Origin of the sequence: Streptosporangium vulgare (genome assembly GCF_042428775.1) — a bacterium.
GTDB classification, from domain to species: Bacteria; Actinomycetota; Actinomycetes; order Streptosporangiales; family Streptosporangiaceae; genus Streptosporangium; species Streptosporangium vulgare.
Map to the genome: position 1 here is coordinate 148,363 of NZ_JBHMBS010000008.1, position 13,086 is coordinate 161,448.

Below are 13,086 nucleotides of genomic sequence, written 5' to 3' on the forward strand. Positions count from 1 at the left end.
GCAGGGCCAGCACCAACCGTCCACCCGGCGGCCTCGCTCCAATGGACGAGCTAGCCATGGAAACCATGGTCGGCTTGCCTGCAAAGATCAGCTGGTTCTTGAAACGCCTTGACCAGCCCTCGGCCGTAGCGAGACCCTTCTGTTCCGATGTGAACGAGGTGGCTTCGCGTGGCTAACGAGGTGAGCAGCCAAGGGCTCTCAATCCTGCAGCAGTATCGGGCTTGGGTCGACTCAGACAGTGGTGTGACCGGAGACAGTCGGCAGGGCTTCTTCAACGACGCGCTGATTGTCCTTGACACGAACGTACTGCTCGATCTCTATCGATACACCCCTGATGCCCGAAAGCAGGTCCTTGATGCTCTGAACCTGGTTGCATCGCGGCTCTGGCTTCCATACCAGGTGGGGCTGGAGTTCGTCAGAGGCAGGCGAGGTGTCATCGCGGATCGCACGGACAGGCTTCAAAAGGCCAAGAATCGTCTCGACCAGCCCTTGCGAGAAGCATGGAAAGACGTTCGGGAAGCGTTGAACGGGGTGAAGGCTTTGCTCGGCACCTTTGCTGCCGACGAAGCAGGTAAGGCAGAATTAGACGAACTTATTAATGAGACGAGCTTCAAGCAGCTCCTCGATCCGTGGCGGCAAGCGCTTTGTGAGCGCATCGACAAGCTGAAGGCATCTCAGGACATCAAAATTGGCGATGTCAGCGGCGGCTCGGACCCTGTTCTTCCCAAGGTCGCGGCCCTCTATAGTGACAGGATCGGTCCCCCACCAGATCCTGACGAACTGCGGGCACATGTCGAGCGGGCTGTCGCTTATCGCTTCCCGAATAAGATCCCGCCCGGATACTCGGACCATGAAAAGCCAACTGCGCTTCAAGCAGCGGGCGACTATCTCCTCTGGGAAGAGATGATCAAGTATGCCGCGAGTGCAGTCAATATAGAACGTGTTCTATTCGTTTCTGCTGACGTGAAAGATGACTGGTACGAGCCTGCTGGATCCGGTTCGGACTTGCGTCGACCATGGCCCTCTCTCATCAACGAGTTCCGCAGTCGCACGAATAGCGACCTACTCATCATGGAGACCAAAGCGTTCTTCGAAGGAGTCAGCGAGTTCCTGAATGCCGAGCTCACCGCCGAAACGGTTGAAGAGATCAGCAGGACTGCGGAGTCGCGCGAGGACACCGACGAGGATTTCAACCAGATGGTTACAGTAACCGAGGCAGCGACTCTCTCTCCACCGGCAGATCTGCCCTTACTAGCCTATCGGGCAGCTCATCTCTCAAGCTCAGTGATCAGGGCCGCTATAGCGGAAAGCCGCCATCGCCTGTTCCAATGGTGGCTGATCGGCGTAACGCTAGAACTGGGCCTGCGTGAGGCCGATCTTGGCGAGTTGGCCGTGGACCTTGTTGCCTTCGCCACGGGCGACTTTCCCCCCGCTCCAGACTGGGTGCCGGGTACTAGCTTGCCCAGAGGAGAGTTCCCAGCGCCGAGTTCGACATGGATCGCTCCATGGCTGATGCAGATCATCAAGAGCTCTCCGAGAGCGGATCGTTCTTCCCTCCTACGGCTCGCGCAACGACAGCTCGCCCAACGAGAGAAGGCGGGCTCTGTTGTCATCTTCTGAGCTGCGCTACAGCAAAAGGTTGCAGAGAATAGCCGCCTGCCCCTTGGCCCACACCCCCGTCCAGACTGAGGACCGCCTCTGATGGCCCACAAGCTGCTTGACATCACACCCACGCCGGATGTTCTGGTCGCGTTGACGCGGACACCGATCACCCCACTCGACGCGCTAAGCGAGCTGATCGACAATGCGATTGATTCGTTCCACGCGGCCGAGATCGCTGGGGAGTCGTCTCCTGTTCGCCACGTCGTGATCGAGGTCCCCGGCCTTAGCAAGGTGGAGCGAAGTGAAGGCGTTATCCGGGTGCGCGATACTGGGCCAGGCCTAACGGAACAGCACATCGCGAACGCGATGCGGGCTGGATACACCTCCAAGAACCATTTCGACAACCTCGGCCTATTCGGTATGGGGTTCAACATCGCCACGGGCAAGCTAGGAAAAGTCACTCAGGTCATCTCTGCAAGGGCCGGAGACGCTCATGCCGTCCGTGTGACTCTGGACTTGCCGGAACTGGTCCGGAGTGGAACGTTCGAGGTCACAGCTGAGGAGATCGAAAAACCTCCAGGGCTCGAACACGGTACCATTGTGGAGATCCGTGGCTGGTGGCCAAATGGGGATGCCAACCATGGCTTTATACGCGAAGTCGCGCGCATGCCCAAGGCCACATTGCGAGACCGAATCGGGCGCCGGTACGCAACGATGTTGCGCGGCGATTCAGAGCGGGGCATACGGATCACTGTGAATGGTGAGCTCTGCCGGGCTTTCGAGCACTGCGTGTGGTCTGATAAGCGTTTTGTAGAAAGATCCAAGTACGGAAAAATCCCTGCTCTGATCCGCATCGACAAGGAACTCGGCCGATCCCGGCGATGCCTCTACGATGGCGTTGACTTCCGCGGCGCGAGTTCGTGCCCCCGCTGTGGACGTACGGAGAGCCGGGAGATCCCGCAGCGCGTACACGGATGGGTTGGCATACAGCGATTCGACGACAAGGACGACTACGGCATCGATCTGGTCCGTAACGGACGCGCCATACGCACCGATGAGAAGGAAGCCTTCTTCGTTCACGTAGACCCTGTCTCGGGTAAGAGCGAGCGAGAGTATCCGATCGACGGACAGTACGGCCGCATTGTCGGTGAGATTCACCTTGACCATGTGCCTGTCGACTTCCAGAAGCAGAATTTTCAGACTGCTACCGAGGAGTGGGCGAGCGCGATTGCGCTGTTGCGCCAAGGATCATTGTTGCCCAGCAAGTGGCCCGAGGGCCATACGAACGACTCGCCTGTTTCACTGCTTTACCAGGGCTATCGTAGAGTTCGCAACTTCGGGCGTGCCGACATGTACATGGGTGTGTACAACTCAGCAAAGCAGAAGGCTGAGCGAATTCCGCGAGACACCGAAAAGGATTTCTACCGGCGATTCCTGCAACGGCAGCCGGGTTACTACGATGATGCGCGGTGGTGGGAGTTCGTAGAGCAAGCGAACGAGCCGCCTATCGAAGAACTCCCTGAGTGCCCCACATGTATGTTCCAGAATGTCAAAGACGCTGAAACTTGCATCGGTTGCGGCGACGTTCTCATTGGCAGGTCGTGTCTGAACGCCGACTGCCGCCGAATGATCCTCAGATCAGCGGCAACTTGCCCACACTGCGACGCTGACCAGAACCCTGAGGTCCGCTTCCCCTGGCACTGCGCGGTTTGCCAAGCTGATAATAAGCCAGGTGAGGACCGCTGTGAGACCTGTGGCAGCCCGGAAGGTTCTCCCCATCCGGCTAGCACCGATGTCCTTAGGGAAAGATCTGAGATAGCTCCTAATCTCGGTGCGAGAACCCTCGTTGTCACCCTGGGCAACGGCAAACAGAGCAGCCCGCTCGATGTCACGGTACATGCCGTCTATCAGCCGATCATTGCGTCATACGGTAGGCCACCGGTTCCCCTCGTCACGCAGATCAGACCAGGCATGCTCATCGTGTTCGTGGATCTGACGCATCCCGTCTTCGCTAGTAGTGGCTTGCGGCCCGAATATCTCATCGCGGGGGAAGCCGCACAGTACATCTATCAGTTGCATCCCGAGATGCATGGCAAGCCTGGCCACAATGTCGCTGTTCTCACCACCGACCTGCTCATGCAGGGATGGGGCGACGCAGTGACCGATAATCCAGACACAGTCCGGGAGGAGATCCGGCAGCTGTTCAACGACATCATTGGGCGCATTCTCGATGCACCCAACGCCAGCGACTTCTACGACGAGCTGCCGGAGGCGGAGCAGCTTGCAATGGCGAAAGAGATGATCAGTGCGGGTGTCGACCTAGCCGAGCTCGGCACCCTTAAGAAGGGCGGCTATCTGAAGTACTGCTCCCGCGATGCGATCACTGACTTCTTTGGCAAGTATCCTGTGTCCTGGTTCGGTGGCCGAGTCTGGAGTGACCCGTGGCCGAGCGAAGCGGAGCTGGGCATGGTGGTCGCTGGCAAGCTGCAGGATGATCTTCAGCTCAAGTATCTGCGTTGCCTTCAGGACTGTGCCTCCTATCTCCGATATGAGCAACCAGAGCAGCTTCTGGTCGTACGCGCACGCGCCGCCGTACAGTTCCTGTCCAGCAAGCTGTCATGACCCAGGGCATCATTACCGATCTACTTCTCGCCGACATCGGATGGCAAGGTTTCGAGCGGCTTGTCGAACGGCTTCTACTGGCCCGGGGCTACGAAGCTGTTCAGCGGGTCGGCGCCTCTGGTGACGGTGGCGCTGACGTCATTGCGACGTTGAACGGTCGCCGCTGGCTCTTTCAGCTGAAGCGCTGGCGTACGCCTGTTGGCCCGAGTGCGGTCGCTGAGACGTTGGCCGCGTGCGGCAAGTACGACGCGGACGTCCCTGTTCTGGTCGGTCTGAATGGCTTTGAAGCTTCGGTGCATGTTCAGCGTGGCCAGCTTGCCGCCAACGGAATCCCCTTACAGCTCTGGGACCGGCGCACCCTCCTGAAGCAGGCTGAGCTGGTGCCGCTCGCTCCTCTTTCTGAGAGGCTCCCCGATAGATATGAGCTGAGGGCGTATCAGGAGCAAGCTGTCGACCGGATCATGGGAGAACACATCGCTGGTGCTCGGAGCGCCCTGGTTGTCCTGGCCACCGGGCTCGGTAAGACCTTCGTCGCCGCTGAGTTCTACAGGCGGTATGCCAAACTCCGTACAAGTTCGAAAACGCTCGTCCTTGCCCACCGCAACGAACTCGTCTATCAGCTCGAACGAGCATTCTGGCCCATGCTCCCGGCTTCAGCTGCAACTGGTGTATGGAACGGTTATGAGCGTCCGAGCGCCGACACCTTGGCAGACCTGGACATTGTCTTCGCATGCGTCGACAGCGTTGCGAGCGCCATCAACTCCGGCCGCTCACTGCCCGACTTCAACTTCGTCATCGTCGACGAATGCCATCACCTTGGCACCACGGCATACAACACCGTGCTCACTGAACTATCAGCCGGCGATGGCGGATCGTTTCTCATGGGGATGACGGCGACACCATGGCGGCCGGACGGCAAAGCACTGAATCAGTGGTTCGACTTCCCTATCGTCGACATCGATCTGGTACGTGGTCTGCGTGAAGGGTACCTATCCAATGTCGACTACCGGATGTATACCGACAACATCAATTGGCAAGCACTCACCCACGGCTTGCCCGAACATGCGCACGATTTCTCCCCCAGAGGCATCAACCGGACCCTCTTCATTGAAGAGTGGGACGACGCCGTGGTACTCCGCCTTTCTGAGGCGTGGCGCGAACAGGCCGTGCCACGAGGGATCGTGTTCTGCGGCACCATCGACCACGCCGAGCAGATGGCCGCTCGGATCAACGCAATCGGCTTCACTCGCGCGGAAGTCATCGCCTCAAAGACCAGCGATGGCAAGGTTCTCGACATCCCTACACGCAGTCGCATCCTGTGGGACTTCGCGGACGGTCGTGTCGGGATCCTCTGTGCTGTGGACATCTTGAACGAAGGGATCGATGTTCCTGACGTCAACATCGTTGTCTTTCAGCGCGTCACTCACAGTCGGCGCATCTTCATCCAACAACTCGGTCGGGGTTTACGACTCGCGCCAGGAAAGAGTCGCGTCATCGTACTCGACTTCGTCTCTGACATCCGCCGTTTTGCGGTCGGCATCGACCTCCAGAACCAGCTTGATCGCAGTGACGCTCTCAAACCCCGCGTCCGCCTCGGTAGCAAGGTCACCTTCATGCGCGCTCACTCGCCTGACCAGCCCACCGCCGATTTCCTGCGGGAGTGGCTGGGCGATGTAGCAGCTGTCCAAGACGCGGGGGAAGATGCCCATATCCTCCGCTATCCTCCTGAAGTGTTTCCAGGCTGACCTACGCCGCAGGAGAGTACGAGGTAAACCATGAATCCCCTCGATGATTGGAACCGGCTCAAGCCAGACACCGAACTGGCTGTTGTCAAACTGCTCGACCAGCTCCAGTCCAGCACTTCAACCCAGGACCTGCTCGACTCCTACCTGTACGCGAAGAAACTCCTTGCCGAATCCATGCAGGCATTCATCCGCACCGGCATCGAGGAGCGCAACGAAACCTTCCATGAGCTGCGCCAACGACTGCACGAAGAGATCTGCCGCCGTTACGACGGCCAAGTTCCCGCACAGTACCTCAAGGTCCCCTACGGCAGCCGTGTTCACGAAGAGCTGTTCACGCTCCTTCTGCAGCGCCGAGGCACGCCAGTGCAGGCCGATCTGCTCCGCGTGGTGACTGGCGACAGCGTCCACACCGAACGCCGCATCCGCGAGTTCCGCGAGCTCGGGCTGGATATCCACAGCTCGAATGAAAACGGACACGATGTGTACATGCTTGGAAGCTTGAATATTGACACAACCTTCATTCCCACGATTGTAAGAAATATCATCAAAAAGGATAAAAGGTTGTCTGAAGCTGACAGGAAGGCTCTCTTGAAGAAGATAGGTGACTGATGTCAATACCGTTAGAGAATGCTGGATTGGGCATCTGCGGTCAGTGCTGACTCCTGACCAAAGTGCGTCCTCTTAGTCGTACACTTCTGCTCCCCCTTGCGAGGTGTGCCTCAAAGTCAAGGAGGCCCGCTATGGAGAACGGTGCTTGACGAAGGTGCGCTGGGCCGGGGTCAATGTTTTTCCCGGCCCAGTGTGAGAGGTCGGCCATTTCCTGCTGGGTGGTTGGGATGCTATGACGCTTACGCCGTCACAGTCACGAAAAGTATCCCTTGTCAGGAGAGAGTGATGCGGAGTTCTCTGGCTGCCGCACGGATACGCTCTGGGCTGGGAAGATGAACCACTCCGAATTTAGATGCCCTTTCCAGTTGAATTTTGTGGAACCGGAAAGTTGGAGTTGCGCCTGCTAGTAGCTCACTTGTGGGCATCTTGCGTCCTTGGCCGTCCTTGTGGAATTTGGCGTTTTTCACGAGCAAGCTGCACGCTGTACGACCACACCAGAAGTCCACGCGAAATAATGCATCCGCAAGCGGATGTATCCGCACGTCAAGGTCGGCAGCGCGAAGGTGAGCGACGACATAGATCTCACGAAGGAAGGAGTAGTAGGCGTTTCCCACGCGCCAGCGCATCGAATCCTTGGCTGTGGCTCGGCTAGGGCCGCTGGGCATTCCCGAGACGTGGGCTACTACCCGTTGGGCAGGGCGCCACAGCATTGCGTTACCTTGCGGGTCGTCGTGCACGAACTCATAAAATTGCTGCCAGGTGGGCAGGGTCTGTATGGACTCCAATGCGTAGTGGAAGGTGTGGGTGAAGGCGAAGTCTGGATGCCAGTCAACGATCTGTTTGACGCTTTCGGCTACCGCACGCTTCACCTCGCCCAGTGCGTGGTGGGTTGATGCGCACACCCGCTCCACGTCTTCGGGACTGATCTGGTAGACGGTGGATGTCTGGTGCGCCAGCACATGCGGGACGACGTTGTCCTTCTTGGAAGGGTCATGGAGCCAGCGGTTCAGCACAGCTTCGGCTGGGCTGGTGACGTTGAACAGGTCGAGGACATCCTGAGCGGTGGTACGAAAGATCGTCATAGCCGTCCGAGGGTGGGCCTGCAGGAAGGTTGCGCTGCTGTGCCTCGAAGATACGTAGCGCCTCCGACATTTTGACCCCATAGACGCGACTTGGCTACTAATTCCCGTCATGTGCCGATGCTTGCCGTAAGTTGCCGGATCCTGCCGGATCGCCTACTCTTGCTTGGAAGGATCTTGGTGCGGCGATGAGTGTTGCCATAGGTCCACAACCGAGAGTGAGGGGCAGTTGGCAGAGGACGTCGTGTGGATGGACTGGCGGAGCAAGGAACTGGGCACGCGCATCCGCGTCGCTCTGTGGCTTCACGGTGAGATCGGAGAAGGGAAGCGATTCAGCAAGCAACAGCTCCGCAAGGCGATTCCTGACGTGGAGCAGGTCGACAGACGGATGCGGGATCTTCGGCCAGCCGGATGGGTCATCAAGACCTATCGAGACATGGCTAGTCTCAGTCCCGATGAATTGTTTCTGGAAAAGATCGGAACCCATATCTGGGAGCCTGGACAGCGGTCCATCGGCCTGCGCGCGATCAGTGGAAAAGTCCGGCGCGAGGTCATGGAGAGAGATAAACACCGCTGCGTGCGCTGCGGCATCAGTGCTGGGGAAGCATACTCCGACGATCTTGACAGCAGCGCCCGGCTTACCCTCGGGCATGTCACTCCGCACAGGCATGGATCCGCTGCGCAGCTCGAAGATCTCGTGACTGAATGCGCTCGTTGTAATGAGACTGCCAAGCACTTGACCGGTGTTCAGTTCTCTGCCGAACAGGTGTGGGATCGGATCCAGGAACTTCCTAAGAAAGAGAAGGCGAAGTTGTTGTCCTGGATGGCCGCCGATCGGCGGCCCATGTCGGACACCGAGCAGGCCTGGGCCAACTACCGGCAACTGCCTGCTGTCCACCGGGAAGCCCTAAGCAAGCGGCTCGGCCTAGTCCTCAGTGCAGGCGAAGGCTGAGGCCATCAGAAGCGAGTGATCAGGTAGGCGTGTAGTCGCCGTGGTCGGTTCCCACTGCCCACACTGCATCGAACGCCGCCGCACACAATTTCACCACGTCGGGTTCTTCACCCCATTCCACCCCGGCCCAGTCGCCGTCTCCGGTGAAGTGGTTGAACTGCACCCGCTCCCCCTCCAGCAGCCAGTAGTCGTTGCAGGTCACGCATCTCCAGATGGACCGCCGAACGCTCGCACGAGCGGAACATCGCGGCCCATTGGTCAAACGTCAGCGCCTCGGGGCTCCAGGTCACCGGTAACCTCCAGCACGGTCTTTGGGATCTCGATCACTGTCTCATGGCCGGGCAGGTCCAACTGGGCTAGCACTACCGGGTCGGTGATGAGCGGGCCCTGGAACACGTACGTTTCGCCGCGATCGAGCACCAGGGGCGATCCGCGGGGAACGATCACGCCTTCTGGCAGGAACGTCATGAGCTCTTTCGGCACTTCGGCGATGGTCTCGTGGCCAGCAAGGTCAAACCAGCTGAGCACAGTCGGGTCGGTGACAATCCAGCCTTGGAGCACGTATCTGTGGCCGTCGTCGAACAGCGTCGGCGAGCCACCGTCGATGGTGTCCTTACCGAGGAAGCGCAGCGTCACAGGGCTTCTCCTCTAATCGGAAAACGGGTGACCACGTCACCGAGCGTGGGCGTAGTGCGGTAACACCTCAAGGACTTTGCGCGAGTTTGCATGGTGGGCCAGGGAGGTTGCCCACTGCGTGAGCTGTTCCGCAAAGGGACTCAAATCCCTTGAGCAGTAGGTATGCGTTCTCTTTAGCGCCAATACATGCGCTCCTTCCCTCTCACTTCGGACGTGTCGGGCTCTCGACTGCTGCCCATTTCCCGTGGAGCCGCATCACCGCGCGAGATTCCCTCAAGGATCGCCCGTGTAACGGAGGCTGCAATGGCTGCTGCTACAACGGCTCGGCTCACAGACGATGATCTGGCCAACCCTCGTACCCTCATCCCCGAGGAGTTGTTCGGATTCCTGATCGACCGCATCGCCCGCGAGGAGGACATCCCTGCGGAGGAAGCCGCGCGCATCATGGAACAGGCCCTGGCGTTCTTGGTGGCGTGCGCGTTCAATCCGGATGCGCGTTTGCCCCTTTCCGAACAGGTGGACATCGGCTGGCACGCTTTTCTGGCGTACACCCGTCAGTACCAGGAGTTCTGCGTCAAGGTCGCCGGCCGGTTCATTCGTCACGCGCCCATCGACACTCCTGAGGACGCGATTCGCAACCCCATGGCCGCGATCGGGGCTACCGTCGAGGCCATGCGAGCCGCTGACCTGCCGGTTGCCCCCAAGCTGTGGATACCTGCCAGTCAATGCAGCCAGTGTTACGCGGGCTGCGCTGACGACCCGAGGGAGAGCTGACCGTGAAACCCCAGTGGGACGACCTCCCCGGCAACGTGCGGGCCACCGTCGAGGAGCAGGTCGGCCAGGTCCTCAAGGCCGACCCGGTGACCAAAGGGCTCATGCCTGGCCTCGCTACCCGGCTGTACACCGAGGATGGTGGAACCGTCTTTCTGAAGGCCGTCTCCACCGCCAGCCCGGCCGCGTCCCTGTACGAGCGGGAACGACGAGCCGGTGCCGTACTGCCGCCCGGCCTGCCCGCGCCCCGCCTGCGCTGGAGTGGCGAAGTGGACGGGTGGATCGTGCTGCTGCACGAGTACGTCGACGGTCGCGACGCCGATCTGTCGCCCGGCTCGCCGGATGTGCCGCTCGTGCTGGATACCCTGGCCGTCCTGAACGAAGCACTCACCCCGTGCCCAGGCGATGTTCCGGATGTCGCCGCGAACATCGCGGGACTCCAGGCCAAAGCCGCGCGACTGCTCGCCTTTCCCACCGAAGACCTGCCGCACCGGGCCATGTACCAGACGGCGCTCGACAAGCTCAGCCCCGACGCGCTGAACGGCGACACCCTCCTTCACTACGACCTGCACTCCGGCAACTTCCGGATCGATGACAATCGGCCGTACGTCATCGACTGGGCGTTCGCGGTGCGCGGTGCCACCTGGGTGGACGCCGCCCTGCTCGCCCCTCGCTTCATCGAGGCGGGCCACAGCCCCGAGCAGGCCGAGGCGCTTCTTGACCGGGTGCCCGCCTGGCGGTCCGCACCCGCGGACGCTGTCACCGCCCTGGCCGCGCTGTGGACGCTGTTTCGTCTTTACAAGGCCTGGTTCGGTTCTGCGGAAGGGCGAGCCTTCCGGGCGCGGGCCGCCGAGGCGGGGCGCGCATGGGTGCACCACCGCTCTGCCTGACCGGCTGACCACGTCAATTGCAGACGCCACAGGCTTGACGATCGACGCCCTGCTCCTGAAAGAACGACCGTGACCGTCCATGGCACGCCCGGCCTGGCCGTACGGTTCCGCCGTGACCTCGCCGACCGGCTCACCCGGACCGGATGCATGCGCCGGACCGAGCTGGGACCTGCCCGTCTGAGTTTCCCGGCCTGCCGGTCGTCCCCGAGCTGTGATCGTCGTCGGCGAACGCGGCCCGTACTACGCGGGCCGCGCCGATGGACGGGCCCGGCGCCCCCACTGGTCTGGGCTGTGCAACGGGTATCGAAGCAGCCCTCAGTGATGTCCGAAGGGGTGTGGAACGATCCATATGCGAGCTTCGCTGAAGGGTGCGAGCCTCGTCGGACGACCTGAAAGGCGGAATGCCATGAGCGAGACCGCGGTTCGTCCAAACGAGAAGACGGTGCCGTTGATGCCGTGCGCGTCGGTGGAGAACACCTTGGCGTTCTATGAGGCGCTGGGGTTCGAGGCCACCTACAAACAGAGCAAGCCCTATGTCTATCTGGCGCTGCGGTGGAGCGGATTCGAACTCCACTTCGGCCCGGCGCCCAAGGATTTGGATCCCGCCCGGGAGGAGTCCGGAGGCTGCCTGGTCATGGTCGACGCCGTGGCGCCGTACCACGCGGCGTTCGTCGCGGCGATGCGCCGGGTCCATGGGAAGGTGCTGAGTTCCGGCCTTCCGCGGATCACCCGATACCGGCCGGGTGCGTCCCGGTTCACGCTGATCGATCCCTCCGGGAACTCGATCATTTTCATCCAGCGCGACGAGCCGGCCGAACTGGAGTACGGCGGCTCGAAGAAGCTGACGGGCCTGGCCAAGGCGCTCGACAACGCCCGGATTCTGCGCGAGTTCAAGAACGACGATCTGCAGGCTTTCCGCGCGCTCAAGTCCGCGGTGCGCAGGCACGGCGCGGACGCCCCGGTGGTCGAGCGGGGCATCGCCCTGTGCCACCTCGTCGACCTGGCCATGACCCTCGGCGAGCCCACCGATCCGTGGGCCGCCGATTTACGCGCTCTGGAGCTCACCACCGACGAGCGGCAGCGCATTGAGTCGGAGCTCGGGCATCTCCCCAGGGTGCGGGAGTGGCTTGCCTGAAGAACACCACCCTTGAGCGGGTGCCGCGCCTGCCGGAGCCGGTCGATCTCGCGCGCCGTTTGGCGAGGTGAACGGACGCGGCCGTCAGGGACTTTCCTGGCCGTCGGGTTCCGTTCGTACTCCGAAAGGGTTGTCGATGGCGTATCTCCAGTACCCGTCCCGCCCGCGCCGGGCGACGTCGGTGGCGGTGCCCTGGATGTGTACGGGCCGGCCGTCCGGGTCCGTGCCGTCGATGACCCAGTCGACGATCAGCAGGGCGAGGTCCCCTGTGGTGTAGACGTGCCGTGGCCGGACGGTGATCGGCAACCTCAGGTCCAGGAACCGGCCGTTGGCGGCGTCGAGCCGCTGCCCGGTCAGCGGTGTGCCCGGCTCCGGGACGAACACGGCCCCGCTCTCGTAGACCTCCGCCACGGCCTCCGCGTCACCGTGATTGAACCGTTCGGCGAAGACCGCGGGCACGTCCTCGGGACGTTCGGCCAGCTGTCGCGTCATCAGCCTTCTCCATTCGGTCGGGTAGAAATCAGTCAGACGCGGCAACGCTAGGAGGCGCCTTCGTGACTCACCAAACGGTTGGTTCTCCGGGCCTGCCCGACGACCCTCACGCGAACGTCACCGAACCGACCCCGTCATGCCCGGTGGAGATCACCCTGGCGGCCCTGCACGGACGCTGGACGACCCTGCTCATCCGTGAGCTGCTGCGGGGCGACCGGACGTTCAGCGAGCTCCGCCAGGCGCTGCCCGCGCTGTCGGACAAGGTGCTGTCCGATCGGCTGGCACACCTGACCGGGGCCGGTGTGCTCGATCGCCACCGCCGGCCCGGCTGGCCGCCCCGGGTGAGCTACGGCCTCACCTCACGCGGGCGTGATCTCGGCCCTGTCCTCCAGGCCCTGTGGGACTGGGGTACGGGGCAACGACCATGAGGTACGTGAATCGCCAGACTTCGGTCGGACGTCTTCGGCATGGTCGGCCCGAGTTTGTGTCGGTGGTGGCCGTTACGGTCGCCGAGCATTGTTGATCTTTCGCTGGGGACCGCCGTGGTAGTCGG

13 protein-coding genes are annotated in these 13,086 nt (G+C 61.3%); 9 read left to right on the forward strand and 4 right to left on the reverse strand.

Annotated elements, in window-relative coordinates:
• Nucleotides 1-168: 168 nt before the first annotated feature.
• The 4 genes from ACFFRH_RS18800 (at nt 169) to ACFFRH_RS18815 (ending at nt 6,578) form a co-directional block, all read left to right on the forward strand.
• The gene (locus ACFFRH_RS18800) at nt 169-1,620 is read left to right on the forward strand and encodes a PIN-like domain-containing protein (protein WP_344748843.1); all 1,452 of its coding nucleotides are present in this window, start codon (nt 169-171) and stop codon (nt 1,618-1,620) included.
• Nucleotides 1,621-1,701: 81 nt separating this feature from the next.
• Nucleotides 1,702-4,224 carry an ATP-binding protein gene (locus ACFFRH_RS18805; protein WP_386158157.1) on the forward strand — a complete coding sequence of 841 codons (2,523 nt, stop codon included), beginning with the start codon at nt 1,702-1,704 and terminating at the stop codon, nt 4,222-4,224.
• The gene (locus ACFFRH_RS18810) at nt 4,221-5,969 is read left to right on the forward strand and encodes a DEAD/DEAH box helicase family protein (protein WP_344748840.1); all 1,749 of its coding nucleotides are present in this window, start codon (nt 4,221-4,223) and stop codon (nt 5,967-5,969) included. The genes ACFFRH_RS18805 and ACFFRH_RS18810 overlap by 4 nt, the downstream gene beginning before the upstream one ends.
• 30 nt (nt 5,970-5,999) lie before the next feature.
• A complete protein-coding gene (locus ACFFRH_RS18815) occupies nt 6,000-6,578 on the forward strand; it encodes a KpnI family restriction enzyme N-terminal domain-containing protein (RefSeq protein WP_344748839.1) in 579 nt (192 codons plus the stop codon).
• Nucleotides 6,579-6,850: 272 nt separating this feature from the next.
• On the opposite strand, the gene ACFFRH_RS18820 is transcribed toward ACFFRH_RS18815, so the two are convergent.
• The gene (locus tag ACFFRH_RS18820; RefSeq protein WP_344748838.1) at nt 6,851-7,660 is read right to left on the reverse strand and encodes a hypothetical protein; all 810 of its coding nucleotides are present in this window, start codon (nt 7,658-7,660) and stop codon (nt 6,851-6,853) included.
• A gap of 226 nt (nt 7,661-7,886) precedes the next feature.
• Between ACFFRH_RS18820 and ACFFRH_RS18825 the strand changes: the two genes are divergently transcribed.
• On the forward strand, nt 7,887-8,609 hold the full coding sequence (locus ACFFRH_RS18825; RefSeq protein WP_344748837.1) for an HNH endonuclease: 723 nt from the start codon (nt 7,887-7,889) through the stop codon (nt 8,607-8,609).
• Nucleotides 8,610-8,628: 19 nt separating this feature from the next.
• Here ACFFRH_RS18825 and ACFFRH_RS18830 read toward each other — a convergent pair whose 3' ends face one another.
• Complete coding sequence (locus ACFFRH_RS18830; RefSeq protein WP_344748836.1) at nt 8,629-8,811, reverse strand: DUF6879 family protein; 183 nt, start codon at nt 8,809-8,811, stop codon at nt 8,629-8,631.
• A gap of 56 nt (nt 8,812-8,867) precedes the next feature.
• On the reverse strand, nt 8,868-9,245 hold the full coding sequence (locus ACFFRH_RS18835; RefSeq protein WP_344748835.1) for a hypothetical protein: 378 nt from the start codon (nt 9,243-9,245) through the stop codon (nt 8,868-8,870).
• Nucleotides 9,246-9,548: 303 nt separating this feature from the next.
• On the opposite strand from ACFFRH_RS18835, the gene ACFFRH_RS18840 reads away from it, so the two are divergent.
• The 3 genes from ACFFRH_RS18840 to ACFFRH_RS18850 all read left to right on the forward strand — a co-directional run bounded on the left by ACFFRH_RS18840 (nt 9,549) and on the right by ACFFRH_RS18850 (nt 12,041).
• A complete protein-coding gene (locus ACFFRH_RS18840; protein ID WP_386158164.1) occupies nt 9,549-10,019 on the forward strand; it encodes a glycine-rich domain-containing protein in 471 nt (156 codons plus the stop codon).
• Between the two features lie 2 nt (nt 10,020-10,021).
• Nucleotides 10,022-10,906, forward strand: coding sequence for a phosphotransferase family protein (locus ACFFRH_RS18845; RefSeq protein WP_386158167.1), 885 nt, complete (start codon nt 10,022-10,024; stop codon nt 10,904-10,906).
• A 406-nt stretch (nt 10,907-11,312) separates the two neighbouring features.
• On the forward strand, nt 11,313-12,041 hold the full coding sequence (locus tag ACFFRH_RS18850; RefSeq protein WP_344748832.1) for a DUF8817 family protein: 729 nt from the start codon (nt 11,313-11,315) through the stop codon (nt 12,039-12,041).
• An 84-nt stretch (nt 12,042-12,125) separates the two neighbouring features.
• Here ACFFRH_RS18850 and ACFFRH_RS18855 read toward each other — a convergent pair whose 3' ends face one another.
• Nucleotides 12,126-12,533, reverse strand: a complete 408-nt coding sequence (locus ACFFRH_RS18855; protein ID WP_344748831.1) for a YybH family protein — start codon at nt 12,531-12,533, stop codon at nt 12,126-12,128.
• Nucleotides 12,534-12,595: 62 nt separating this feature from the next.
• On the opposite strand from ACFFRH_RS18855, the gene ACFFRH_RS18860 reads away from it, so the two are divergent.
• Complete coding sequence (locus ACFFRH_RS18860) at nt 12,596-12,961, forward strand: winged helix-turn-helix transcriptional regulator (RefSeq protein WP_344748830.1); 366 nt, start codon at nt 12,596-12,598, stop codon at nt 12,959-12,961.
• Nucleotides 12,962-13,086: the final 125 nt, after the last annotated feature.

Coding starts and splice junctions, on each gene's coding strand:
- ACFFRH_RS18815 (WP_344748839.1), top strand. CDS start 6,000: ATGAATCCCCTCGATGATTGGAACCGGCTCAAGCCAGACACCGAACTG.
- ACFFRH_RS18840 (WP_386158164.1), top strand. CDS start 9,549: ATGGCTGCTGCTACAACGGCTCGGCTCACAGACGATGATCTGGCCAAC.
- ACFFRH_RS18810 (WP_344748840.1), top strand. CDS start 4,221: ATGACCCAGGGCATCATTACCGATCTACTTCTCGCCGACATCGGATGG.
- ACFFRH_RS18850 (WP_344748832.1), top strand. CDS start 11,313: ATGAGCGAGACCGCGGTTCGTCCAAACGAGAAGACGGTGCCGTTGATG.
- ACFFRH_RS18820 (WP_344748838.1), bottom strand. CDS start 7,660: ATGACGATCTTTCGTACCACCGCTCAGGATGTCCTCGACCTGTTCAAC.
- ACFFRH_RS18855 (WP_344748831.1), bottom strand. CDS start 12,533: ATGACGCGACAGCTGGCCGAACGTCCCGAGGACGTGCCCGCGGTCTTC.
- ACFFRH_RS18805 (WP_386158157.1), top strand. CDS start 1,702: ATGGCCCACAAGCTGCTTGACATCACACCCACGCCGGATGTTCTGGTC.